General features: G+C 72.5%; 16 protein-coding genes. 3 read left to right on the top strand and 13 right to left on the bottom strand.

Going from position 1 to position 24,512, the window contains the following annotated elements; genetic code table 11:
- Nucleotide 1 precedes the first annotated feature (1 nt).
- Nucleotides 2–3,529: an SDR family NAD(P)-dependent oxidoreductase gene (locus ABD207_RS21925; RefSeq protein WP_344014810.1), complete on the bottom strand. Its 3,528-nt coding sequence runs from the start codon at nucleotides 3,527–3,529 to the stop codon at nucleotides 2–4.
- A gap of 5 nt (nucleotides 3,530–3,534) precedes the next feature.
- On the bottom strand, nucleotides 3,535–5,253 hold the full coding sequence (locus tag ABD207_RS21920) for a non-ribosomal peptide synthetase (protein ID WP_344014809.1): 1,719 nt from the start codon (nucleotides 5,251–5,253) through the stop codon (nucleotides 3,535–3,537).
- A gap of 412 nt (nucleotides 5,254–5,665) precedes the next feature.
- Here ABD207_RS21920 and ABD207_RS21915 point away from each other — a divergent pair, with 412 nt between their 5' ends.
- The 3 genes from ABD207_RS21915 to mtnB are packed head-to-tail and all read left to right on the top strand — an operon-like array spanning nucleotide 5,666 to nucleotide 7,613.
- A complete protein-coding gene (locus ABD207_RS21915; RefSeq protein WP_344014808.1) occupies nucleotides 5,666–6,259 on the top strand; it encodes a 1,2-dihydroxy-3-keto-5-methylthiopentene dioxygenase in 594 nt (197 codons plus the stop codon).
- A complete protein-coding gene (mtnC, locus tag ABD207_RS21910) occupies nucleotides 6,256–6,981 on the top strand; it encodes an acireductone synthase (RefSeq protein ID WP_344014807.1) in 726 nt (241 codons plus the stop codon). Before ABD207_RS21915 ends, mtnC begins: the two co-directional genes overlap by 4 nt.
- Complete coding sequence (mtnB, locus tag ABD207_RS21905) at nucleotides 6,978–7,613, top strand: methylthioribulose 1-phosphate dehydratase (RefSeq protein ID WP_344014806.1); 636 nt, start codon at nucleotides 6,978–6,980, stop codon at nucleotides 7,611–7,613. The genes mtnC and mtnB overlap by 4 nt, the downstream gene beginning before the upstream one ends.
- 106 nt (nucleotides 7,614–7,719) lie before the next feature.
- On the opposite strand, the gene mtnA is transcribed toward mtnB, so the two are convergent.
- The 11 genes from mtnA to ABD207_RS21850 form a co-directional block, all read right to left on the bottom strand.
- Complete coding sequence (gene mtnA, locus ABD207_RS21900) at nucleotides 7,720–8,754, bottom strand: S-methyl-5-thioribose-1-phosphate isomerase (protein ID WP_344014805.1); 1,035 nt, start codon at nucleotides 8,752–8,754, stop codon at nucleotides 7,720–7,722.
- Nucleotides 8,751–10,094: an MFS transporter gene (locus ABD207_RS21895; RefSeq protein WP_344014804.1), complete on the bottom strand. Its 1,344-nt coding sequence runs from the start codon at nucleotides 10,092–10,094 to the stop codon at nucleotides 8,751–8,753. The genes mtnA and ABD207_RS21895 overlap by 4 nt, the downstream gene beginning before the upstream one ends.
- A 171-nt stretch (nucleotides 10,095–10,265) precedes the next feature.
- Nucleotides 10,266–10,673, bottom strand: a complete 408-nt coding sequence (locus tag ABD207_RS21890) for a hypothetical protein (protein ID WP_344014803.1) — start codon at nucleotides 10,671–10,673, stop codon at nucleotides 10,266–10,268.
- Between the two features lie 2 nt (nucleotides 10,674–10,675).
- Entirely contained in the window at nucleotides 10,676–10,906 is a 231-nt protein-coding gene (locus tag ABD207_RS21885; RefSeq protein WP_344014802.1) for a ferredoxin, read from the bottom strand.
- Nucleotides 10,899–12,161 (bottom strand): cytochrome P450, encoded by a 1,263-nt coding sequence (locus ABD207_RS21880; RefSeq protein WP_344014801.1) that lies wholly within the window; start codon nucleotides 12,159–12,161, stop codon nucleotides 10,899–10,901. The genes ABD207_RS21885 and ABD207_RS21880 overlap by 8 nt, the downstream gene beginning before the upstream one ends.
- 61 nt (nucleotides 12,162–12,222) lie before the next feature.
- Entirely contained in the window at nucleotides 12,223–13,671 is a 1,449-nt protein-coding gene (locus ABD207_RS21875; protein WP_344014800.1) for an aldehyde dehydrogenase family protein, read from the bottom strand.
- Entirely contained in the window at nucleotides 13,668–15,065 is a 1,398-nt protein-coding gene (locus ABD207_RS21870; protein WP_344014799.1) for a cytochrome P450, read from the bottom strand. Before ABD207_RS21870 ends, ABD207_RS21875 begins: the two co-directional genes overlap by 4 nt.
- Before the next feature lie 47 nt (nucleotides 15,066–15,112).
- Nucleotides 15,113–15,973, bottom strand: a complete 861-nt coding sequence (locus ABD207_RS21865) for an SDR family NAD(P)-dependent oxidoreductase (protein WP_344014798.1) — start codon at nucleotides 15,971–15,973, stop codon at nucleotides 15,113–15,115.
- Between the two features lie 171 nt (nucleotides 15,974–16,144).
- On the bottom strand, nucleotides 16,145–16,573 hold the full coding sequence (locus ABD207_RS21860) for an ester cyclase (RefSeq protein WP_344014797.1): 429 nt from the start codon (nucleotides 16,571–16,573) through the stop codon (nucleotides 16,145–16,147).
- 76 nt (nucleotides 16,574–16,649) lie between these two features.
- The gene (locus ABD207_RS21855) at nucleotides 16,650–19,124 is read right to left on the bottom strand and encodes a KR domain-containing protein (protein ID WP_344014796.1); all 2,475 of its coding nucleotides are present in this window, start codon (nucleotides 19,122–19,124) and stop codon (nucleotides 16,650–16,652) included.
- Nucleotides 19,121–24,512: SDR family NAD(P)-dependent oxidoreductase (locus ABD207_RS21850; RefSeq protein WP_344014795.1), on the bottom strand; the 5,392-nt coding region annotated here is incomplete at its 5' end. The genes ABD207_RS21855 and ABD207_RS21850, both read right to left, overlap by 4 nt.

The raw sequence follows: 24,512 nt of genomic DNA, 5'->3' as shown, positions 1-24,512 counted from the left end.
ATCAGCCGGCGAGGTAGCGCAGCGCCTCCTCGGCGCCGTCGCCGTCGTCCGTCCCGTGCGCTGCGGCGCTCGCCCAGCAGACCTGTGCGAGGTCGGACAGAGTGGAGCAGCCCCACAGGTCGGTCATGGGCAGCTTGTGCCCCAGCGCGCCCTCCAGCCGGGCCACGACCTCCAGCAGGGCGAGCGAATCGCAGCCGACAGCGAGCAGTTCGTCGTCGTCCTGCGGCGCGGGCTGGTCGGTGATCTCCCCGACGATGTCGCGGACCAGGCCGCCGACCTCCTCGCGGGTGCGCGGGCCCTGTGTTCCCGCTGCCGCGACGACGTCGCGCCGGCGGCGTTCGAAGGCGCGGCGGATGCGCTCGATCCGGCGTGTCAGGGGCACGGTGGAGACGACGCACTGCGCTTGACCACTGGTCAGTACGGCCGCCAGGACGTCCCCCGCCTGGCCGGGGCGGATGGCGGTGCGGGCGGCGGCGGCTCCGATGCGTCCGGAATCGGCTTCGCCGAACCGCCACGAGTCCCAGTCCACGCTGATCCAGGGGGCGCCGTGGGCGCGCCGCCAGTGCGCGTAGGAGTCGAGGTAGCGGTTGGCCACCGAGTAGATGCCGAAGGCGATGCCACCGAGCAGGGTGTCGAGGCTGGAGCAGACCAGGCAGAACTCCAGGGGCTCGTCGCGGGTCACCCGGTCCAGGACGGCGATGCCGGGCACCTTGGGCCGCAGGGCGGCCACGGCCTGGCCGGTGCCGGTCCGGGCGATGAAGGAGAAGTTGCGGCTCTCCTCGATGCCCGCCGAGTGCACCACTCCGTCGATGGCTCCCCAGCGGGCGTGGACGGTTTCGACGGCCTCGCGCATCGCCGTCTCGTCCGCCACGTCGGCGCTCAGCACGAGGACCTCGGCGCCCAATTCCCGCAGCCGGTGCACCTCAGGCACGTCCGGGTCGGGGGCCCGGGAGACGAGCGCCAGGCGGACCGGGGCCGTCCGCGCGAACACCTCGGCGATCACCAGTCCGATCCGGCCCAGGCCGCCGGTGATCAGGTACACACCGCCGTGACGCACGGGCACCGGCACGGAGCCTTCCCCGGGAGCGGGCAGCTGCTCCACCGCGGGCAGCAGCCGGTCGGCGCCCCGGTAGACCACCTCCGGGTCGTCACCCGGCGAGGCCATCTCGGCGAGCAGCCCGGCGGCGACCTGCCGCGGCGGGGTGTCCAGGGCGAAGTCGACTGCGCGGCAGCGCAGCTCGGGATGCTCCTGCGGGACGACCCGGCACAGTCCGAGTACCGCGGACGCCTCCAGACGCAGAGCCCTGCGGGCGTCTTCGGGCTCGGTCCCTGCGGGGCGTGGGCCGGCGGCGGTCTGTGCGTTCTCGGTGCCGATCCAGAGGTCCGTGCTCTGCCGCGCCCTGGCGAGGGCCTGCACCAGGTGGAGCACCGTGAGGGCGCCCCGTGCCATGCCGGTGTCCTGGTCGGCCGGGGCACCGTAGGACCAGAGGTGGACGACCTCGGCCACCCGGCCGCCGCGTGTCACGGCCCAGTCCACCAGTTGGTGGAAGTCCTCGGCCGCCTCGGGCCTGACGACGGCGTGCCGGCCGTCGGTGACCTCGAACCGGTCGCCGGGCGTGACCTGCAGTACCGTGCGTCCGGCCGCGCTCAGCTCGGCCGCCAGAGGGCCGGCCGGGCCGCCGTCGCCGAACAGCAGGGTGACGCCGTCGGCGGGCGGCAGATCACCGGTGAGGTACGGCCGGGGCAGCGCGGTCCGCTCCCAGGTGATCCGGTGAAGCCAGTCGGCGACCGGAGCCTGCTCCGCCTCCTCCGGTTCCACCCCGTGCTCGGTGCCGGCCGGGCTGGCCTCGATCCACAGGCGCTCGCCCTGCCACGGGTAGCCGGGCAGCGAGATGCGGCGCCGGTCGTCGGTGTCGAACACCGCGTCCCAGTCCGCGTCGCCGCCCTCGGCCCAGAGCCGGACCAGTTCGGCAGCCGGAGAGTCGTCGGGTGCGGGCGGGGCGCCGTCGAGCGCACTCAGCAGCGCCTCGGTGGAGCCGACCGCCACGGCCCAGCGGTGGGCGAACGGACGGCGGCCGGTGGCGAGCGTGTGGGCGAGGGCGCCGAGGCCGGTGTCCGGGTGGGCGCGCAGATGAGCGGCCAGGCGGCTCCTGACCTCCGTCAGGGCCTCGGCACTGCGGGCCGACAGGACCACGGGCCAGGTTTTCCGGGTGCCGGACCGGCCGCCCCGGGTCACCGGCGGTGGTGCCTGTTCGAGGACGAAGTGGGCGTTGGTGCCGCCCATCCCGAAGCAGCTCACGCCCGCCCGGCGGGGGCCGGCCTGCGGCCACGGCTTGAGGGTCCGGTTGAGGTAGAACGGTGTGTCCTCGAGGCCGAGGTCCGGATTGGGCTCCTCCAGCACGGCCATGGGGGGCAGTTCGCCGTGCTTCAGGCACAGAACCGCCTTGAGCAGCCCCGCGATGCCGGAGGCGAAGCACAGGTGGCCGATGTTCGCCTTGACCGAGCCGAGGGCGCAGAAGCCGGTGCGGTCGGTGAAGGTCCGGTAGGCGCGGGCCAGACCGCGTACCTCGATCGGGTCGCCGACCTGGGTGCCGGTGCCGTGGCCCTCGACCAGGGCGATGGTGTCGGCGGGGACCCCGGATGCCTCGATCGCCTCCCGGATGACCCGGGACTGCCCCTCCACGCTGGGCGCCGAGTAACCGGCCTTGGCGCGGCCGTCGTTGTTCACCGCGCTGCCCTTGATCACCGCGTGGACGTTGTCCCGGCGTTCCAGGGCGTCGTCGAGGCGGCGCAGCACGAGCACTCCGGCGCCGTCACCTTCCACGTAACCGCTGGCGTCCTTGTCATAGGCGCGGGTGCTGCCGTCCGCGGACAGGATGAACCCGTCCTGGTGCTCGTAGGCGAGCGTCTCCAGGGCACTGATGCTGGCCGCCCCCACCAGCGCCATGTCCGCCCTGCCCTCGCGCAGGGCCTCACAGGCCAGATGGACGGCGACGGCGGCGGACGAGCACGCGGACTGCACGTTGACGCTCTCGCCGGTCAGGCCCAGTTTGTAGGAGATGCGGGTGGCCAGGGTGTCGGGCCCGTTGGACAGCTGGATGAGCATGCGCTCGGCCGCGGAGCGGGCGCCGAAGTCCCGTGTCCCGTAATAGGTGTTGGGGCCCACCGAGGTGTAGACGGCCACTGTCTCGCGCACCCGGTACGGGTCGTAGCCGGCGTCCTCCATGGCGTTCCAGGAGAGCTCCAGCAGCCGCCGGTGCTGCGGGTCGAGGACCTCGGCCTCACGGCGCGGGATGCCGAAGAACTCGGCGTCGAAGCGGCGGACGTCCTTCAGGACGCCACGGGCGTGCACCCATCGGCGGCCGGTGGCCGGGTCCTCGACGACACGCGGTGAGCCGTGCGTGACGGACTCCTCGCCCGCGCGGATGTTCTCCCAGAAGGCGTCGAGGTCGTCGGCGCCGGGCAGTTCGGCGGCCATCCCGATGATGGCGATGTCGCGACAACAGGGGTCGGTGGACTGAGAGTTCACAGGTTTCATACCTCTTGCTCGGCCATGGCCCGGGCGAGCGCGCGAACCGTGGGGTACTCGTAGAGGGCCGTGGACGGGAGACGGACGCCGGTGCGCTCCTCCAGGCGGAGCTGGGCCCGCTTGATGGTGAGCGACGTGCCGCCCAGGTCGAAGTAGTTGTCGTCCATGCCGACCGCGGGCACGTCCAGGACCTCGGCCCAGACCCCGGCGATCAGCGACTCCAGCTCGCTCGCCGCGGGCCGGTAGGCGGTGCCCAGCTGCAGCCGGGGCGCGCCGGTCTCGGCGCGCAGCGCGGCCCGGTCCGTCTTGCCGTGCCGGGTGAGCGGCAGCCGCTCCAGGCGGTGGAACTCCGTGGGGATCATGTAGTCCGGCAGGCGGGTGGCCAGCCGGGCACGCAGCTCGGTGACGGTGGGAGCGGCGCCGTGCGCCGGGATGACATAGGCGGCGAGCACCCGCTCGGCTGCCTCGCCACGATCGACGACCGCGGCCTGGGCCACGGCCGGATCGTGGAGGAGGGCAGCCTCGACCTCGGTCAGCTCCACCCGGTTGCCGCGGATCTTGACCTGGCTGTCGGTGCGTCCGAGCACCTGGACCAGGCCGCCTGGGAGCATGCGCGCGAGGTCGCCCGAACGGTAGATCCTGCCGTCGGCGGTCTCGCCGAACGGATCGGGCAGGAAGGCCCGTTCGGTGAGGTCGGGGCGCCGGTGGTACTCGCGGGCGAGCGCGGGTCCGCCGATGTACAGCTCACCCAGTTCCCCGTCGGGCACCGGCCGCATCCGCTCGTCGAGGATCCAGACCCGGGTGCCGGGGAGCGGGGTGCCCACCGGCGGGGGCGCGTGGTCGAGGTCGGCCTCCTGGAAGATGTGACAGCAGGTGAACACGCCGGCCTCGGTCGGGCCGTAGCCGTTGGCGAAGCGGATGTCGGTGGACCGCATGGCCTTCGCCAGGTGCGGGGTGGACACCACCTCTCCGCCGATCACCACCTGGCGCAGCCCGCTGTCCTTCAGCCGGTCCTCGTCGACCAGTTGGTTGAACAGCGTGGGGGTGAGCCAGCAGGTGGTGACGCCGTAGCGGCGGACGGTGTCGATGACGGCGTCCGCCGAGGAGCGCTGCTGCGGCAGCAGCACCAGCCGGGCTCCGTTGGCGAGGGCCGCCCAGATCTCGAACACGGAGGCGTCGAAGGACAGCGGGCACGCCTGCAGAAACGTCTGCTGGTCGTCGAAGTCGCCATAGAGGCCGGTGCGGACGATCCGGGCGGCGGCGCGGTGCGGGACGGCCACCCCCTTCGGGGTGCCGGTGGTGCCGGAGGTGTAGATGACGTAGGCGAGGTTCTCGTCGTTCACCCGGACCGGGGGCTCCTCCCCGGGAGCGACGGCTCCGGGGGCGTCGGCCCGTACCCGCACCCCGTCGAAGTCGAGGTCGCGCTCGTCGGTCACGGGAGTGGTCACGACGACCCGCACGCCCGCGTCGCGCAGGATGAACGACACCCGGTCCACGGGGTCGTCCACCCGAAGCGGCAGATAGGCGCCGCCCGCCTGCAGGATGCCGGTCATGCCGATGAGCATGTCGGCCGACCGCTCCGCGAAGAGACCGACCACCACGTCGGGTCCCACGCCCTCGGCCCTGAGCCGGGCGGCCAGTGCGCCGGCCCGCTCATGCAGTTCCGCGTAGGTCAGGGATTGTTCGCCCTGGACCACCGCGACGGCGTTCCGGCGCCGCCGCACTTGTCCGGCGAATTGGTCGTGCAGGCATCGACTGGCCGGCCGTGAACCAGGTTCCGTCTCCACCTGTTCCGCCATTTCGTACCCTCAACCCTCGTTCTTCGCCGAACACAACCGCTTCCGATGTTTCTCGGCAAGCGCTGAACAGCCAAATATGCGCAACGCGTCGTTGTCAATGCAGTTCGGGCTCGTCAGCTGAGCCGACGCGCCCGGAAAGGCGCCTGTTCCCTGGTCCGCACAAGGCCTTTCACGCACTCGCCGGAACTTTCTCACCGGGTGAGAAATCGACTGTTCTTCTCGGCCGGTGAGAAAGAAGAGAGTTCACTGTGCCGGTAATCCTCTGAATGCCGTACGATCCACCGGCAGTGAATCGCCGGTGGAAGGACCAGCCGGCTTCTTCGCGGATGGAGTGCTGATGACGCTGCTGACCACCTGGCCCGATTCCGGTCCGGAAACCGTTTTACGCCGCACCTCGGATCCCGGGGAGATCGAGGCGGCCCTGGCGCCGCTCGGCGTCCGCTACGAGCAGTGGCCGGTGCGGAGCGACCTGCCGCCCGAGGCCGGCCCGCAGGCCGTGCTCGCCGCCTGCGCCGACGAGGTGGAGTCGCTCTGCTCCCAGGAGAAGTTCCGCACCGTCGACGTCGTCTCGCTGCATCCGGACGGATCGGCGGACTGGGCGGACCGCGCCCGAGCGGCCCGGGAGAAGTTCCTCGCCGAGCACACGCACGAGGACGACGACGAGGTGCGCTTCTTCGTCAGCGGGGCCGGCGTCTTCTACCTGCACGTCGGCGACGCCGTGCACGCCGTGTACTGCGAGAAGGGCGACCTGCTGGGCGTGCCGAAGGGCACGGCGCACTGGTTCGACATGGGCAGCCGGCCCTCGTTCACCGCGATCCGCTTCTTCCACGAGGAGGACGGCTGGATCGGCTCGTTCACCGGCAGCGACATCGCCCTTCGCTTTCCCGACTTCGACGCGCTGCGGGCCGGGCACACCAGGGGCGGCGTGTGACGCCACGCTTCAGGGCGACAGCCGTCGTGCTCGACATCGAGGGCACCACCAGCGCGACCCGCCATGTCACCGACGTGCTGTATCCCTATGCGCGCCGGCGTCTTGCGCGGCTGCTGACCGAACGACAGGACGAGCCGGAGGTCCGGGCCGCCGTCGGGCAGGTCCGGGAGCTGCTCGGCGAGCCGGAGGCGGACACCCGCAGGGTCGCACGTGCCCTCGGCGCATGGGCGGACGAGGACCGGAAGGTCACCCCGCTGAAGTCGCTCCAGGGCATCATCTGGGCAGAGGGCTTCGCACGCGGCGACCTCACCGCGCACTTCTACCCCGACGTCGTCCCCGCCCTGCGACGCTGGCACGAACGGGGAGCCCGTCTGTACGTCTACTCCTCCGGCTCGGTGTCCGCGCAGCGCTCCTGGTACCGGCACGCCCCGGAGGGCGATCTCCGCCCGCTGGTCAGCGGCTTCTTCGACACCCGCACCGCCGGGCCCAAGACGGCGTCCGCGTCCTACCGGGTCATCAGCGCCGCGACCGGACTGCCGCCCGCCACCACCCTGTTCCTGTCCGACCGGGTGAGCGAGCTGGACGCGGCACGGGAGGCCGGATGGCTGACCGGGGCGCTGATCCGTCCGGAGGAGCCGCACAGCACGTCCGGCCGCTCCGCCCATCCCGCGGCTCGCTCCTTCACCGACATCGGACTCGACCTCCCGGAGGGCACGGTATGACTGGCACCGGCACGGCGGACGCGCCTCGGACGGCAGGCTGGGGCGCGGCACTGGCCGAGGAGGCGGCACGGTTCGCGGCACTCGGATGGATGGCCGGCACCTCGGGCAATCTGTCCGTGGTCACCGACCGGGACCCCCTGCGCCTGCTGGTCACCGCGAGCGGGCTGGACAAGGGCGAACTCAGTGCGAGGGACATGGTGCCCGTGGACGGGGAGGGCCGGGCCGTACCGGGCACCGGGGACTCGGGGAAGCCGTCCGCCGAGGCGGCGCTGCACGCGCGCGTGGTCCGCCTGACCGGCGCGGGCGCCGTCGTCCACGTGCACACCGTCGCCGCCGTGGCGGTGGGCCGTCGGTGGCCCGGCGGGGTCGCGTTCCGCGACCTGGAGATGCTCAAGGGCATCGGGCGCGCCGCCCACGACGAGACGGTCGTGCTGCCAGTGATCGGCAACTCCCAGGACATGCGGGTGCTCGGCGACCGGCTGGAGGCCGCCCTGAACCCTCTGGTCCCGGGGGTCGTGGTGGCGGGCCACGGCCTGTACACATGGGGCGCGGACCTCCGCGAGGCCCGCCGTCACACGGAGATCGTGGAGTGGCTCCTCGAACTGGAGCTGGCGGAGGAGCGGGGCCGGTAGGCGCGACCCGTCCGTTTCCGTCCGCCGCCTCGGAGCGCCCCGGCGGCTGGAGAAGCGGGCCGTGCGTCTGCTTCTCCAGCCGGGCGGTGTGCCCGGCCGGGCCGGGTCAAGTCCAGTGGTCCCCCGGCAGTTCGCCCGACGCGACCTCGAGAACCCCTCGTTCGGTCACCAGCGCGGTGACGAGGGCGCCGGGCGTGACGTCGAAGGCGGGGTTGTGGACACGGGAACGGATGCCGTCCGGGACGGCGCCGGCGGCCGGGTTCAGCACCTCGTCCTCGCCGCGTTGCTCGATGCGGATCGAGGCGCCTGTGGCCGTGGCCAGGTCCAGCGTGCTGGTGGGTGCGGCCACCACGAAGGGCATACCCGCGTGCGCGCAGGCGAGGGCGATGCCGAGGGTGCCGGTCTTGTTGGCGGTGTCGCCGTTGCGGGTGATCCGGTCCGCGCCGACGATCGCCGCGTCGACCAGCCCGCCGACGACGGTGGACGCGGCCGCCGCGTCCACCTGCACCTGATGGGGGATGCCCTCCTGCGCCAGCTCCCACGCCGTCAGACGTGAACCCTGCAGCAGGGGACGGGTCTCGTCGACGTACACCGTCTCGAGCAGGCCTCGGCCGTGCAGTTCCCGGATGACGCCGAGCGCGGTGCCGATACCCGCGGTGGCGAGCGCGCCGGTGTTGCAGTGGGTGAGTATCCGCAGCGGCCGGCCCGCGTCCACCCGCTCGACCAGCCAGTCGGCGCCCGCTGCGGCCATGGCCCGGTTGGCCGCCAGATCCTCGCGGACGATGGTGCCGGCCTCGGCGAGCACGGCGTCCGGTCCCTCGGGGATCCGCGCGGCGGCCCGGTCCACGCAGACCGCCAGGTTCACCGCGGTGGGCCGCGCGGCGCGCAGCCGGGCGACGGCATCGGCCAGTGCGCGCTCGGTCCAGTTCTCCCGGCGGGCCTGGTCCACGGCCAGCGCGACACCGTAGGCGCCGGCCGCCCCGATGGCGGGGGCCCCGCGCACCGCGAGCCGGACGATCGCGTCGATCAGCGTGTCCACGTCGCGGACGTCGAGACGCCGCAGGGTTCGGGGCAGGGCCGTCTGGTCTATGAGGGACAGGGCGGTGCCCGTCCAGCTGACGGCGCGCAGTTCGTGACTCACGGGGCATTCTCCGGAGAGGGGACGGGCCGGACGGACCTCGGCGAGCCGGCCCGGTCATCGGTACGGGGGGCGTCACCGCGGTCGCGGTGGTCGGTACGGCGGCCGCCGCTGCCGCCCGTCGGCGTCCGGTGCCGGCGGCGGACGGCCGCGAGTCCGGCGAGCACGCTCACGGCCGACAGCGCGGTGAAGAAGATCCAGACGGCGCGCTCTCCGAGGGCTTCCTGCAGACGCAGCCCCGTGAGCGGCGCGATCATCCAGGCGAGCAGCTGACTGCCGGTGTAGCCGCCGAGGTAGGCCCCGTGCAGGTGAGGCGGCGCCAGGCGTGCGACGGTGGCCTGCATGGTGGGCACCCAGAGCATCTCCCCGAGGGCGAAGACGAGCACCACCGCCACCACCGCCGCCATGTGGTGGGAGATCAGGAAGAGCAGGAACGGAGGGCCCATCAGCAGCACGCCGAGGCTCAGCGTGACCGAGGGCGGCCAGGTACGGGTCCAGCGGGTCAGCGGCATCTGAAAGAGCAGCACCACCATGGGATTCACTGCGTAGAGCAGTCCCCAGGTCTCGGGCGCGAAGCCGAACGATGTGACGGCGACGACCGGCAGCACCGTCTCGAAGGACATGTAGACCATGAACCCGAGGAGCGTCGCCACCAGGAGCAGCACGAGGGACGTGTCCGTCAGCACCACCCGCGCGGTCCCCGCGGCGGTGCCGCCGCGGTGGCGGCGGACGCCGTCGCGGGGCAAGAGCCGTACGGCGAGCCCGCAGGTGAGAGCGCCGAGCACGGCGATGCCGAGGAGGAACGCGGTCCAGTCGCCGAGGAACAACAGCAACGCGGCCAGCGGGGGGCCGACGACCACCCCCAGGTTGTTGGCGGTGCGCAGAGCCGCGTAGGCCTGGTCGTGGCGTTCGGGCGGAGTCACGTCGGCGACGACGGCATTGACGGCGGACCGTCCCGGTGCCCACACCACACCGGCCACGACGACGAGGGTGATGCCCCATGCGGCGCTGTGTCCGACGAGACACAGCGCCAGAATCAGCAAGGACTGCAGGCCGGTGCTCGACACCAGCACGCTCCGGCGCCCCACCGCATCGGACACGAATCCGCCGAGCCAGGCCGCGGGCGGGCTGAGGACGGCGCTGAGGAGAAACATCAGACCCACCTGACCGGTGGTGGCCCCCAACGCCTCGATCGCCCAGACGCCGGCGTAGCTCCAGAAAGTGGAGAAGGAGGCGCCGCTGATCAGGTGCACCACTGCCGCACGCCCCAGTACGGGGTCCCACTCCATTCCGAGGAGCAGTTTCCCGCAGCCTCGCAGGAGGGCAGCAGGACGTTTCGTCATGCGGACAACTCCCATGATCGGGGTGATTCTTTCCCGCCGCCGGGTATCCCCGGACCCCCTGGCCGCAGAATTGTTCCGGGCAGCTTAACAACACATTCTGAGGCGTCGTCAAACAACGTCCGCACATCCCGTCCACGCTTTCTCACCGGATGAGAAATCGGCGTCGATTTCTCAGCTGCCGAAAAACGGGATCCGACGGCTGCGGAAATCGGCGGTGGCGTGGACCGCGGCGTCCAGGCCGACGAGGCGTTCCACGGACCGGGCCAGTGAGGCGCGCAATCGGTGCAGCGCGGTGTCGGAGACCTGGAAGGCTCTGCCGCCGGTGAGCCGGGGACGGGCTGCAGGACGAGCCCCGGGTGCCGCGGCACGACCCGGTTCGCGGTCCTGGACGCAAGGGGCGTCCGGAGCCCGGTCCGTCCAGGACCGCAGAACGATCACCAGTCCGCCGTCGGGCCGTTCGCACAGCAGACTCTCCGCGTCGGATCCGCGGACCGCGCGTACCGGCAGGCATCGGCCGACGAGCGGGTGCAGCCGGTGGGTCACCGTGACCAGGTCTCCGGCCCTGACCACCTCGGTCACGGTCATTCCACGGGGGCGAGCAGGGTACCGGCGCCGGACTCGCGGACCGTGATCGCCTCCATGGGGCAGGTCTCCGCGGCGTCCAGCACCGCGTCGTCCGGACCCGTCACGGGGCGCAGCGCGTGGGACCGCCGGTCACGTACCTCGAAGTGCCCGGCCGCCACGGCCACGCACACGCCGGAGCCGACGCACCGCTTCCGGTCGACGGTCACCTCCCACTGCCGTTCAGTCATCTGCGGCCTCCCTCTCCCGGGTCCGGCCGGCTGCGGGCAGCGAGTCGAGCCGCACCTCCTCGAAGGTGAGCCGTAGCCGGTCGGGGCCGCGTACCGCGACGTGCGGCCGGTAATGCAGCGAGGCCTCGTCCAGCCTCGGCTCGGCGAACGCCTGGGCGAAGGCCCGGAGAGCGATGGCGCCTTCCATGCGAGCCAGCACCGAACCGAGGCAGAAGTGCGGTCCGGCGGCGAAGCCCAGGTGTCCCGGGTCACCCCGGGTGATGTCGAAGCGCTCGGGATCGTGGTGGTGGCGAGGGTCCCGGTTCGCGGCGGCCAGCAGCAGCAACAACGGTTGTCCGGCGGCCACTTGAAGGTCGTTCAGGACGAAGGGCTCCCGGGCGATCCGGGTGATCATCTGGGTCGGGGCGTCGTAGCGCAGGACCTCCTCGACGGCGGCCTCGGCGAGCTGGGGCCGCTCGCGCAGCAACCGCAGCTGGTCAGGGTGGCGCAGCAGGCCGAGAACACCGTTGAGGATCAGGTTGGCGGTGGTCTCGTGCCCTGCGACCAGCAGCAGGATGCAGGTGAGGATCAGTTCGCGCTCGTCGAGCTGATCGCCTCCTTCCTCGGCGGCGATCAGCTCCGAAAGGACGTCCGCCCGTGGTGCGCGCTTGCGCTGTGCGATCAGCCGGGAGAAGTAGTCGATGAATTCGGCGCGGGCCTCCTCGACGCCTGCTTCGACCTCGGTGGTCAGTTCACCGGGGACCAGCTGCGGGTCCACGGTGTAGGCGATGAAGTGCGCCCACTTCTCGAAGATCTGGTGGTCCTCGCGGGGCACGCCCAGCATGTCGCAGATGACCCGAACGGGCAGCGGGTAGGCGAAGGCGGAGACCATGTCGACCCCGCCGGCGCCGCTCGCGGCGATGTCCGTGAGCAGTTCGCGCACCACGGCCTCGACCCGGGGACGCCAGCGCTCGACGACCCGCGGTTTGAAGGCCTTTCCGGCGAGCCGCCGCAGCCGGGTGTGATCCGGTGCGTCCAGATTCATCAGGTTGGGCTGCTGGGGCACCTTGGTGATCCCCGCACCCAGCCGGTTGCTCCCGACCCGGGGGCTGCGCAGCACGGTCTCGCAGTCGGCCCGGCGGCCGACGACGACGATGCCGCTCGCGGAGTCGGTGAAGGGTGACGCCTCCCGCAGTTCACGCAGGAGGGGGTAGGGGTTGGCCCGGGAGGCCGGGTCGGCCAGCCGGGCCAGCCCGGTGGTCAGGGTGGTGGTCACGTTCTGCGACTCCTTCGAGGCGTGTGTGCAGAGACTTCGGACCAGGCGGCCGGGGACGCCGTCACCGGCCGTAGAGGGTCCGTACCAGCCGTACGAGGGCCGGCATCGTGCCGGGGCGCCGGCGGAAGGAGGCGGGCTGCAGCGGCGGCCGGAAGCGCTGGCTGGTGATCGCCTGGGTGCGGGTGAACTCGCGCAGCCCGTCGGGGCCGTGGACCCGGCCGAAACCCGAGTCCCCGACACCTCCGAACGGCACGGCGGGCATTCCCGCGAAGGCGATCACGGCATTGACGGACACCATTCCGGCCCGCAGCCCGGCGGCGACGCCGCGGCCGCTGCCGCGATCGCGGGTGAAGACCGATGCGCCCAGTCCGTAGCCGCCGGCATTGGCGCGCTCCACCGCCTCCGCCACGGAAGACACCCGGTTCACGACGAGTACCGGTCCGAAGGTCTCCTCGGTGACCGCGGCCGCGTCCTCGGGCACGTCGGCGAGGACGATCGGAGCGACGTACGGCGGCGTGACGGACTGCGGGCCGCCGAGGACGGCGCGGGCGCCGCGAGCCACGGCGTCGCGCACCTGGTCGGCGATGACCTCGAGTTGCCGCGGCAGAGTGATACGGCCGAAGTCGGCATCGGGCCCGTCACCGACGCGCAGGGCGGCCGCGCGTTCGGTGACCAGATCCAGGAAACGGTCGGCGACGGTATCGACGGCGTAGACGCGTTCCAGGCCGACGCAGGTCTGCCCGGCGTTGGTCATGGCCGCCCAGACCGCGGCGTCGGCAGCGGCGTCGAGGTCGGCGTCGGCTGCCACGATCATGGCGTCCTTGCCGCCGCCCTCGATCACCGCCGGGGTCATCCGGTCGGCGCACGCCGCCAGAACGCGGCGTGCCGTCGCACTCGAGCCGGTGAAGGCGATCTTGTCGACGCCGGCCCGGCAGAGCGCCTCGCCGGCCGTCCCGTCTCCCGTGACGACGTGCAGCACCCGGAGCCGGCCGGTGACCTCGGCAAGGGTGGCCGCGAGCCACTCGCCGGTCCGCGGAGTCAGTTCGCTGGGCTTCAGCACCACGGTGTTGCCGCCGGCGAGAGCCGCGGAGACGGGGCCGACGGGGATGAACGCCGGGTAGTTCCAGGGGCCGATGACACCGACGACCCCGAGCGGACGGTGGATCACCTCGACCGCGTGATTGAACATCAGCAGTCCCGGCGAAACCCGGCGCCGGCCGAGGGCCCGGGCGGCGTGGACGGCGTTCCAGCGCAGGTGGTGGGCGGCGAGGACGACCTCGAGGCGGGCGTCGTCGGCCGTCTTGCCGGTCTCCGCCCGGATGAGGTCGACCAGTTCGTCCGAGCGCTGCAGGATCAGCGCGCACCAGGCCTTCAGAACCTTGCGCCGCCCGGCGAAGCCGAGCCCGTCCCATGCGGCCTGGGCGGTGCGGGCTGCGGACACCGCCCGGGCGGCATCGTGCGCGCCGGAGGGGGAAGCGGGAGCGTCGTGCGGCGGGGTGGCAGTCGTCATGCCGCGGCTCCCGGTTCACGCGGCTCGGGCAGGGCGAGCACCTTGGTCAGGGGGCGCAGCGAGACGGAGGTGTCTCCGTAGCGCAGGAAGTCGCCGGGCACCAGCTTGAGCCGGAACCGCTGGTGGATCATGGCGGTGATCATGCGCAGTTCCAGCAGTGCCATGAAGTTGCCGATGCACATGCGGGCTCCGGCGCCGAACGGGAAGTAGGTCATCCGGGGCCGCTGTCCGGCCCGCTCCGGGTCGAAGCGGTGCGGGTCGAACGCCTCCGGGTTGTCCCAGTAGCGAGGGTTGCGGTGGGAGACGAGGGGCGAGAGCAGCACGGAGGACCCGCCGGGGATGCGGAAGCCGCCGAGTTCGTCGTCGGCCACGGCGTCCCGCGGATAGATCCAGATCGGCGGGTACATCCGCAGGCTCTCGTCGACGACCTGCCTGGTGTACGGCAGCCGCTGCTCCACGTCCTCGGGGGTGGGCTCGGCACCGCCCAGCACCCGTGCCAGCTCGTCGTCCAGCTCCTCGCCCACGGACGGGTGGCGGGCGAGGGAGACCAGAGTCCACAGCAGGCCGACCGCGGTGGTCTCGTGTCCGGCGAGATAGATGGTGATCATCTCGTCACGGATCTCCTCGTCGGTCCAGCGGGCGCCGGTGACCGGGTCGGTGGCGGCCTCGATGAGTTCCATCAGCGGCCCTTGCCCGGTGGCCGCGTACTGCTCACGGATCTCGGTGACGAGCCGGGTGAGGATCCGCCGGTCGCGGGCGATGAGCCGGTTGCGCCTGGTCGGCAGCCAGGAGGGCAGCATCTCGCCGACCGACCCGTGCTTGAACATCACTTCGATCACGTTGTCGACGATGTCCTTCATCACCGGCACGGCAGGGCGGATGTCGTAGCCGAACAGCGAGCGGCTGAGCGTGACGAGGGTCAGGCGCAGCGTCTCGGTCACCAGGTCCACGGGCTCGCCGCGGCGGGCGCGGACCTCCCACTGATCGAGCATCTCGCGGGTGGCGCGCACCACGTTGGGGCCGATGGCGGTGACCGCTTTGCGCAGGAAGACGGGCTGGACCGCACGCCGGTGTGCCTTCCAGTAGTCGCCGTCGGTGGTGAGCAGCCCGTCGCCCATGGCGATCCGGAACTGCTCGTAGAGCACTCCGCGCGTGTAGTTGCCGCTGTTGTCCTTCAGGACCCGTCCGACGGCATCGGGAGCGGTGATCAGGTGCACCGTGTACGGGCCCAGGCGCAGCCGGACGACCTCGCCGTGGTCGCGCTGGGCCCGCAGCAGGAACTGTGCGGTGTCCGACTTCCACTGGGGCAGGTTGCCCAGCAGGGGAACCCCCCGCGGGCCGGGCGCGACGGCGCCGCGCGCGGCGGTCGCGGGGTCTGGTGCCAGGGTGGTCATGTCGTGCGTCACCTCGTCGGTTCGCGTGTCAGCTGTCGGGCCCGCTCTCACGGCACGGGGAACTGGCGCCGGATGAACGCGTTGTCGAAGATCCGGTCCGGGGTCAGCCGGCGCAGCGCGATGGTGCTCGCGGCGAGGAAGCCGACCGGGTAGCGCGATCGCGGAGAGCGTGACCCGACGGCCCGGACGATGGTGCCGGCGACCTGTTCGGCCTCGATGGCGAACGTGCCGGCGAGTGTTCTGCGCGTGCCGTTGTAGATGGCGTCGTAGTAGGCCGCGCTCCGTTCGTGGAAGCGGCGGTAGGGGGATCCGGCGCTGCTCCGGCCGTCCGGGATGCGGTCCAGGAACCGCTGTCCCCAGGGGGTGCGCACGGGTCCGGGTTCGACGAGGACGACCCGGATGCCGAAGGGCGCCGTCTCCAGCCGGAGCGCGTCGCTGAGCGCTTCGACGGCGTGCTTGCTCGCGTGATAGAAACCGCCGCCCGGTGCCGCGTACCGGCCGAAGATCGAGGAGACGTTGACCACGGTTCCGGAGCCGCGGTCACGCATGCCGGGCAGCACCAGCTGGGTGAGCCCGACCAGGCCGAAGAAGTTGGTCTCGAACTGGTCGCGGACCTGCTCCAGCGGAGTTTCCTCGATGGTCCCGGACAGTCCGTATCCGGCGTTGTTGACGAGCACGTCCACAGCGCCGTGCTCCGCCTCGACGGTTTCGACGGCGGCTTTCGCGGATCCGGGATCGGTGACGTCGAGGGCCAGAGTGTGCAGGCCGCGCGCGGCGAGCTCGTCGAGCGTCGCGGGGTTTCTGGCGCTGGCGTAGACGCGGTGGCCGGCGGCGTGCAGGCGCAGGGCGGTGGCTCGTCCGATCCCCGACGAGCACCCGGTGACAAGGGCTGTCGATCGCTGGGTCATCGTGCCTTCCCCTTTCTGGGGGCCGGAGTTCTGCAGGGATCTCGAGGGGTCCGGCCGGATGTCCGGGTAGAGCGGGTTGGTGCCGGACGGCCGGGGGCTCAGGCATCGACGGGGGACGCCCCCGGCCGTCCGGGCCGGGTGGGCGGAGCCGGGAACCGGCTCCGCAGGGGGTCAGTCCAGTGCCCCGAGCTGCTGGGCGAGTTCCATGCCGTCCATCGAGAACCAGCTTTCGACGATCTTGCCGTCGGCGAAGTGGTCGATGACGATCCCGGAGATCTCGATCTTCCGTCCGGTGGCGGGGATGCCGTAGTAGTCGTTCCCGGAGTGGGTGCCACGGGCGGTGAATCGCTGGACGACCTTGTCGCCTTCCTCGATCCAGTCGTCGACGACGACGTGCAGGTCGGGGAAGGACGCTCGCTGGATGCGGACCCATTCCTTGAGGTGCTCCACGCCCTCGAAGCCGTCGGCGCGGGTGCCGTGGCTGATGTGGTCCGGGACGGCCTTGTCGTAGACGGCTTCGAGGTTGCCCTTGTTCAGACACTCCTCGTAATAGTGCTCCAGCAGCTTGCGGTGGGCGCTGACGGGCTGGTTGCCGCTCATCGAGAACTCCTCGGTGGTTGGTCGGTCTCGGCTGTGCTCGGTCGTGGTCGGACGGGCCGATCGGGCGGAACGGGGGTCAGATGGCGTCGGCTGCGAGGCCGCGCACGCGGATCAGGGTCCGGCCGGTGTCCGCGTGCCGGGCGCTGAAGACACCGAGTGCCGGGTCGCCTTCGAGCCGGACGGGTCCGTCGGCAGGAGTGCCGGCTGCCGGGAAGCTCAGCTGACGGATCGTCAGCGGATCGTGTGTGACGGACAGCCCGGGGGCGCGTTCGGTGACGGCGCGGACGATGTTCTCGACGGCGGCGACCGGCACGAGGCACTCGGGCGGCTGGGGCACCACCCACAAGTCGGTCGCCGCACAGCGGCCCGCCTCCGCGACGATCCGGTGCCGGCCCTCCGGCCGCCAGTGCGCCGACGGCACGACCACCCCGTGCCAGCGCAGCACGGGCGCCGCGCTGAGCACGGTGGTGCCGGGGGCACCCGGGTCGCGTTCTGCGGGCGGGCGCGGTGCCGGGGCCGCGGCTGGGGCCTCATCGGGTGCGCCGAACACCAGCCGCAGGCGTGCGGTGCCGGCGTCGGCGCCGCCTGTGCTCGTCTCGGCCGGATCGGCCCGGCTGAACACGGCATCCAGCCGCCAGAGGCGGCCCGTGCCCGGGCACGCCCGGATGTCCCGGCGCAGCCGCAGCGGTCCGTCGTCCGGGCAGCGCAGCACACTCCACGGAACGCGCAGGTCCTCCACCGCGTGCAGCACGAGGCCGGGCAGATCGGGCGGGCTCACCCACTCCGCGCCGCGCACCGCGCTCTCCAGCAGCATGCCCACCGGTACGGCCGGGCCGCCGTGGACGGTGAAGTCGCCGACCGCCGGGCTCGTCGCCGGATCGAACGTGACGACGGAGCAGAGGCGTTCGTGCGGCCGGAACACCTCCGGCTCGCCCACGTGGAAGATCTTCGGATAGGTCTCGGCGTACCCGGGCAGCGACGGTGGCACGGGGTAGCCCGTGGCCTGCACCGGGTCCAGCGCCCGGCCCAGCGGGCCCAGGAACGTGATCTCGCCGCGGCTGCCGGCCAGCAGCTCCGCCTGCCAGCGGTCCAGGCCCTCGGACACGTCGAGGGCTGCCATGTAGCGCAGACTGGCCTCGAAGTTGGAGATGAGTCCCAGGCGGGCCCAGGTCGGCCAGGCCAGCGTCATCACCGGGTACGGCAGCTGCCGCCCGGCCCACAGACCCAGGCGCGCCAGGCATTCGTTGGCGGCCGCGTAGTCGAACTGGCCGACCATGCCGCCGAGCCGCCCGGTGAGCGAGCCGACCGTGCACAGCACCTTCAGCGGTCGTCGGCCCAAGGCCCGCACCAGGTTGACAAAGGAGTCGACCTTGGTCGCGACCACGGCCACCACGTCGTCGTCGGACTTCTTGGGCAGCCGTGCCGGCCGGTCCACGCCCGCGTTGTGCACCACGGCGGTCAGACCCGGCAGCCCTTCCACGAGCGCGAGGACCTGGTCGAAGTCGGTGAAGTCGCACCGCCGGTACTCCAGCCGCAGGCCCTCGGCGCGGGCCGCGCGCAGGTGTCCGACGAGTTCCGACGTACGTTCCGCCTGCTCGATGTCGCGGCGGATGCCGGCCACGCGGCGCCCGTTGCGATGCCCGGCCCACAGCGCGGCCCGGCGCTCGGCGAGCCGCTCGGGGGTGTGCTCGTGCCAGGTGTCCTCGGCGGGTAACCGCCCGCGTCCGGTCACCACGACCCGCAGGCCGAACTCCGCGCACAGCCGCCGCGCCAGCGCCATGCCGATGCCCCGGCTGCCGCCGCTGATCAGCACGGTGTCGTCGGGCCCGAGCCGCACGGCAGGCGGACCGGGCCGCACGGCGTGCGGCGTCAGGGTCCAGCGCGCGCCGTCCCGGCGGCCGATCTCGCTGAGGCCGGGACTGCCCAGCTCGTCGCACACCAGCCGGGGCAGGTCCCCGCGTTCACCGAGCGCGATGTCGAGGACGCGGACCCGGCAGTTGGGCAGCTCCCGGTGCAGTGTCTTGGCAAGACCCGCCCACAGCCCGCCGAGCGGCTGGGCGATGTCGTCGTCGGGGTGGTACCCCATGCCACCGCCGTGGTAGGTGACGGCGAGGTAGGTGAGCCGCTGCGCCCCTGCCTCCTGGCTCCACTGCGGGTAGCAGTGCCGCAGCGCGTCGAACGTCTGCAGCAGTGCCGTACGCCATCGACCGGCGTGCGGCGAGAACCGTTCGGCGAGCGTCAGGTCGACCAGGGTGTCGGGCACCGGGCCGGATCCGGCCGAGGCCCCGGCGGGTGAGGAGCCGGGCAGTACCGAGGCACCCCGGGCGCGCAGTTCGCCGCGCACTCGCTCCGCGTCGTCCGGGGTGCCGCCGAGGACGAGCACGCGCCGGCCGGTGAGGTCCCGCGGGCTGCCGGAGGGCGGGGCGGGAGTGAGCCGCCACAGCATGCGGCGCACCGGACGGGTCGTGGCGCCGGATCCGCCGCCGGCCGCGGATGCGGGTCCGTCGGCGGCGTGTTCGCCGAGCGGGGCGAGCTCCGTGAGTGCGGTCATGCCATGTGGCCTTTCGTCGCGGCCGGAGTCCGCGCGGGCGGACGGACCTCGCCGGTGTCCGGGGCGAGGTACCCGATCACGGTGGCGTCGACGTCCTTCATCTGAGCCACGACGTGCCCGCCGGGAGCGACGGCGACGAACCGGTTGCCGGCCGGCGGCTCGGAGGAGAACCCGGGCTGGGTGACGTACAGGTCCAGCGCCCCGTGGGTCTGCACCAGATCCAGGTCGTTGGCGTTCTGATAGAGGTCGATCCGCCGGATGGACAGGGGGGCGGCGATCGGGACGAGCCCGTCCACCGGGTCCAGCACGCCGGTGCGGGCCAGCGCGTCCAGCAGCACGGCCGGCATCAGGAACTGCTGCCAGGGCCCGTTGCCGGGGTCCAGCTCCGGCCGGAACACCGAGCGGGCGCCGAGCCGGTGGCGCCGGGTGCCGGTCGTGGCCCGGAACGGCCCGCTGAGCAGCACGGGGGACGACGGTACGTGGTAGGGGTCGACGACGGGCTGCTCGCCCTCACCGTCCCAGCGCTGCCACTTGGGTGCCGTGGGGAACGCGCCGGCGACCAGAACCCGCACGGTGAAGTGCGGTTTCCCGGACACCAGCAGCACTCCGGACGGGGCGATGACGTCGTGGGTGACGGAGACCTCCACCGTGGTCAGGTCGCCGACCCGCTCGCTGATCCGGGCCGTGATCCGCTTGGGCGCCTGGGCGACGCCCTCCCGGACCTGGAGGAAGTGCACGAAGCGCAGGTCCTCGAAGGCGACCACGCAGCCGTCCGGGACGAGAGCGAGGGCGGCCTCGGCGGCGATCTCGGTCACGAAGGTGCCGGGCAGTGTCGGCACGCCGCGTACCAGGTGCCCGGCGAGATAGCCGTCGGTGTCCAGACCGAAGGGGCACTCGAAGCGCACGGTGTCCCGGCCGTCACGGTGACCGGCGTCCGCGTCGCCGGTGTCTCCCGGCAGCGTACGGCGCAGATAGAACCGGCCCCGCGCGGGCGCCTCCGGCTTCCCGGACGGCGCCCGTGAACCGGCCGAAGGGGCCGGTGCGGTGGCGGTGGGTGCCGGCCGTTCCGGCAGGTAGCCGGGGTAGAACGTCTCCACGGTGGCGCGTTCAGCCGCCCCCAGGTGTACGACCGCGGGGGTCCGGTCCGCGGTGCCGAGTTCGGCCAGGAAGTGCCGGATGCCTTCGGCGACGGGCATGTGGCTGTAGGAGCCCGACCGCTTGAAGTACTCGCGGGTCAGCTCGTCGGCGCCCATGCCGACCTCGTCCCAGAGGGTCCAGCCGATGACGAACTCGTCACTGCCGGTCGTACGCGCGGCGTGGGCGGCGGCCGTGGCCAGGTAGTCGTTCGCGGAGGCGTAGTCGGGCTCGCCCCGCTGCCCGAAGTGGCCGAGCAGGGAACCGAAGTCGCACCACTGACGTGGTGGCCGGCCGGCGAGCGCGCGGTGCAGGTTGCGGTGCGCGGCCAGCTTGAGGTCACGGATGCGCCGGAACTCGTCGAAGTCCTTGTCCCGGATCAGCGCGGAGCGGTTCAGGCCGGGTGCGTTGACGAGCAGATCGATCCGGCCGTGCGCGGCGTGGACCGTGTCGAGGGCACCGCGCACCGACTCCTCGTCCCGTGCGTCGCAGTGCAGATACGTCACCCGCCCCGCGCCGCTGTGCCGGGCCATCCGGTCCAGGTTGCGGCGGGCGGCGCGCGCGTCGGCCATGCGGTCGAAGCGCTTGTTGATCTCGGCGACGGTGCCGCCGCCGACGGCGAGCTGTTCCCGGATGTAGCGGGACCGGGTGGCCGCGAACTCCTCGTCCGTGCCGTCGAAGACACTGGCCGGGTAGCTGTCGACCGGATTGCTGCCGAGCGCGTAGATGCGGCTGCCGTAGCGCTCGGCGACGGCCGTCAGCAGTTCGGCGGTGATGCCCCGGGCCCCGCCCAGAGCGACCACCACGGACTCGCGGCCCAGCGGGACGGCGGGGGCCGCGGCGGCGGTGGCGGGCCGTGCGGTCAGAGTGGGCACCCGGCGCAGGTCCCCGTCGCGGTGGACGACCGGGAAGGCCCGCTCGCAGGCCCGCTCGGCCGCGATCAGACCCGCCGCGGTCTCCGGGTCGGCCGTTGCGGTCAGCAGAGCGAAGCAGTCGGCCTCCGGGCGTTCCAGCCGGACGCATTTCAGCAGACCGGTGAAGAGCCCGGCGAACGGGTGCGTGATGCCCTGCGGCTCGGCACCGAGCAGGGCGAACACCACCGAGGCGGGTGCCTCGCCGAGGCCGGCGTAGCACTGCTGTACGACGAGGAAGGCCAGGTCGTGCAGCGCCGTCAGCCCGGGATGGCCGGCCGTGAGCGCGGTACCGGGCGGCGCGGAGGCGGTCAGGTCGGTGACCAGGAGGATGTGCCGTACCGGGCGCCCCAGGGCGTCCAGGGCGGCGCGAACATCGTCCGGGCTGCTCGTGACCTGGCGTACGGCGGGCTGCTCCCCGGTGACGGGTGAGGTGCTGAACACGGTGCAGTCCGCGGCGCTTCGGGCGAGACGCCCGGCGAGGCCGGGCCGGTCGGTGAGGATCAGCGCGCCGTCGGGCACCGCCGCGGGCACCGGGCCACGGGGTGCGGCGGGTTCCGGAGCGAGCGTGACGGCGTATCGCTCGACCAGGTCGGGGGCGGAACCGGTGGATGCGGCCCCGGTCCGCCTCACGACCGGCGACACCTCGGCCGAGGCATCCTCGGATTCCGCGGAGGCCCTCGCGTCCGGTGCCGGCTCACCGACCGTGACCAGGAGGTGCGTGGCCAGGTCGTGGCCGTTCTCCTGGCAGGTGATCCGGGTGGTGGTACCGGTCCGCTGCAGTGCTCGCAGGATCTGCGCGCCGCCGGCCGCGCCGAGGTAGTGGCCGTAGCCGCCGCGCGGGCCGCAGTCGAGGACGTCCGGTGCCCCCTCGCCGGTGCCCGCCTCGCGCGCATCGGCCTCGTCGACGAGGCCGAGGATGCGCAGTCCGGCCGCGCGGGCGGTGCGCTCGGTGGTCAGCCCGAACAGAAAGGCGCCCTCGGCAGGTTGCACCGGCTCCTCGAAGAGGCCGGCGAGCAGCCCGCCGAGTTCGGGCAGGCTGTTGCCGTTGATGCCGCCGGCGAGCACGAAGTCGAGCTCGCCGCTGCGCAGATGACGCACGGCCGTCGCGAACGCCGCCACGGTCGAGGCAAGCCCCGCGTCGACGGTGATGTTCGGGCCCTTGAGGTCGAAGTGGTTCGCCACCCTGGCCGAGATGATGTTGGGCATCATCCCGGGGAAGGAGTCCTCGTTCGACGGCGGGACCATCGACCGCACGCGTTCCCGCATCCGCTCCAGCAGCGGTGTGAGCTGGGCGGTGGCGGCGAGTTCGGGGTCCTGGCGCAGGGCGTGCTCGATGTCGTCGAGATAGCAGCGGTTGGCGTAGAGCATGGCGGCGCGGGTGGGGCCCATGTGGCCGACCACGACACCCGTGCGCTCGGTGTGCCGCTCCCAGAAGTCGCCCAGCTGGTCGCGCAGGTCGTGCGCGCAGGCCAGGATCATCAACTGGCAGCGATCGATGCTGCGTACCGTCGCCGGGGGCATGCGCACCTGCTGGAACGGCGGTGCCGGGTACTGCTCGCCGAAGCTCTGCCCGACGTCCCGGTCTCCGCCGAGCCACTGCAGTACCTGGTCACGGTTTTCGACGCCGGGCAGCTTGGACGACCAGCCGACCACGGCGACGCGGTCGGTCGCGGGACGGGCCACCGCGGCGCTGCGGTTCCGCTTCGCATCCGTCCCCGGCACACGCCCGGCGCGGTCGGTCCCCTCCGTGAGGATCAGGTGGGCGTTCGTGCCGCCGAACCCGAAACCGGAGATCGCAGTCGTGCGGGTCCGGCCGGGCAGGGCGGGCCACGGCCGCGGGCTGCCGGATATCTCCAGCCGCGTGCGGTCGAGTTCGAACACCTCCGGAGCGGAGGTGAACCGGTACTGGCCGGGGATGGTCTCCGCCTGCAGCGCGAGAACGGACTCGATGAGCGAGATCACGCCCGCCGCCCAACCGGTGTGCCCGATCAGTGACTTGTTGGAGGTGACAGCGGTGGAGCGCGCGATGCCGTAGTGCTCGCGAAGCGTGGTGAACTCGGCGAGATCGCCGGCCGGGGTCCCCGTTGCGTGGGCGTTGATCCAGTCGACGTCGGCGCCGTCCAGGCCGCCGGCCTCCAGCGCTCGCTGCACCGCGAGGTTCTGGCCGGTCGAGCTGGGCGCGTAGATGGCCTTGCCCTTGCCGTCCGAGGAACTGCCGAACGCCTTGAGCACGCCCAGCACCCGGTCACCGTCGGCCCGGGCCCGGCTGAGCCGCTTCAGTACGACGACGCCGGCGCCGTCGGCGAAGATCACACCGTCCGCCTCGGCGTCCAGCGCGTGCACCGCGCCACGCCGGGACAGACCTTTGAGCTTGGAGAACAGCACGGTCCCGCGGGGGGCCAGGGCGAACGCACCGCCGCACACCGCGATGTCCTGCATGCCCATCAGCAGGCCCTTGATGCCGATGTCGATCGCGTAGAGCGACGAGGAGCAGGCGGTGTCGACCATCTGGAGCTGGGTGTCGCCGGGGAGGACGCCCTCCATCGCCGCGAGGCCCACCTGGTGCGGCAGGAAGCGCGGCGCGTCGCCGGCACCTCGGTGGTAGCGGCCGGACAGCACCGTGTCGACGCGGCTCACCAGACGGGCGCGCTCCTCCTGCGTGAGGTCCAGGCCGGCGGTGATGTCCTCGGTGAGGTGCCGGGCGGCGTGCAGGACGCCCGCTTCCTCCAGGTGCTGGCTGCCGTCGGCGGTGTAGCCCACGTGGAAGGAGAAGCGGTCGGTGTCCTCGACGCGCACCCCGTCCAGGGCCTGGATCAGGCAGTGGCGCAGCCACAGGGTGGTCAGCTCGGTCTCGTCCGGCGCCGTCGGCAGGCCGTCCAGGACCGCGCGGCCCGGTTCGAAGTCCGTGATGAACACACACGTGTCCTGGTAGGACTTGTCTTCGGCGGACCGGTCGGGCGAGGCGAAGCGGGCCCGGTCCCAGCGGTTCCCGGGCACCTCGACGAACAGCTCACGACCGGTCGTGCGCAGCTCCCAGAACTTCTCGGGGCTGTCGGCACCGCTGACGACGAGCCCCATGCCGACGACGGCTATCTCGTCGTCCTCGGGCAGCTCGGTGGGCAGGTCCGCGCCGGTCCCCGCGGGGCCGGGGGCGGCGGGGACGGTTGCGTGCTCCCCCTCGGGCAGGCCGGCGGCGTCCGCGGCGGTGCCCGCCAGGTCGGGGGCCGGGGTGGCGGGAACGGCTGCGTGCTCCCCCTCGGGCAGGCCGGCGGCGTCCGCGGCGGTGCCCGCCAGGTCGGGGGCCGGGGCGGCGGGAACGGCTGCGTGCTCCCCCTCGGGC

The organism is Streptomyces thermospinosisporus (assembly GCF_039526425.1).
GTDB classification, from domain to species: domain Bacteria; phylum Actinomycetota; class Actinomycetes; order Streptomycetales; family Streptomycetaceae; genus Streptomyces; species Streptomyces thermocarboxydovorans.
The sequence above is the reverse complement of the archived record's forward strand: the minus strand, read 5'-3'. Positions and strand labels throughout refer to the sequence as shown.

What these genes read in the sequence shown, in the direction of transcription:
- ABD207_RS21915 (WP_344014808.1), top strand. Translation starts at nt 5,666, where the DNA reads ATGACGCTGCTGACCACCTGGCCCGATTCCGGTCCGGAAACCGTTTTA.
- mtnB (WP_344014806.1), top strand. Translation starts at nt 6,978, where the DNA reads ATGACTGGCACCGGCACGGCGGACGCGCCTCGGACGGCAGGCTGGGGC.
- ABD207_RS21895 (WP_344014804.1), bottom strand. Translation starts at nt 10,094, where the DNA reads ATGACGAAACGTCCTGCTGCCCTCCTGCGAGGCTGCGGGAAACTGCTC.
- ABD207_RS21885 (WP_344014802.1), bottom strand. Translation starts at nt 10,906, where the DNA reads ATGACTGAACGGCAGTGGGAGGTGACCGTCGACCGGAAGCGGTGCGTC.
- ABD207_RS21875 (WP_344014800.1), bottom strand. Translation starts at nt 13,671, where the DNA reads ATGACGACTGCCACCCCGCCGCACGACGCTCCCGCTTCCCCCTCCGGC.
- ABD207_RS21870 (WP_344014799.1), bottom strand. Translation starts at nt 15,065, where the DNA reads ATGACCACCCTGGCACCAGACCCCGCGACCGCCGCGCGCGGCGCCGTC.
- ABD207_RS21865 (WP_344014798.1), bottom strand. Translation starts at nt 15,973, where the DNA reads ATGACCCAGCGATCGACAGCCCTTGTCACCGGGTGCTCGTCGGGGATC.
- ABD207_RS21860 (WP_344014797.1), bottom strand. Translation starts at nt 16,573, where the DNA reads ATGAGCGGCAACCAGCCCGTCAGCGCCCACCGCAAGCTGCTGGAGCAC.
- ABD207_RS21855 (WP_344014796.1), bottom strand. Translation starts at nt 19,124, where the DNA reads ATGACCGCACTCACGGAGCTCGCCCCGCTCGGCGAACACGCCGCCGAC.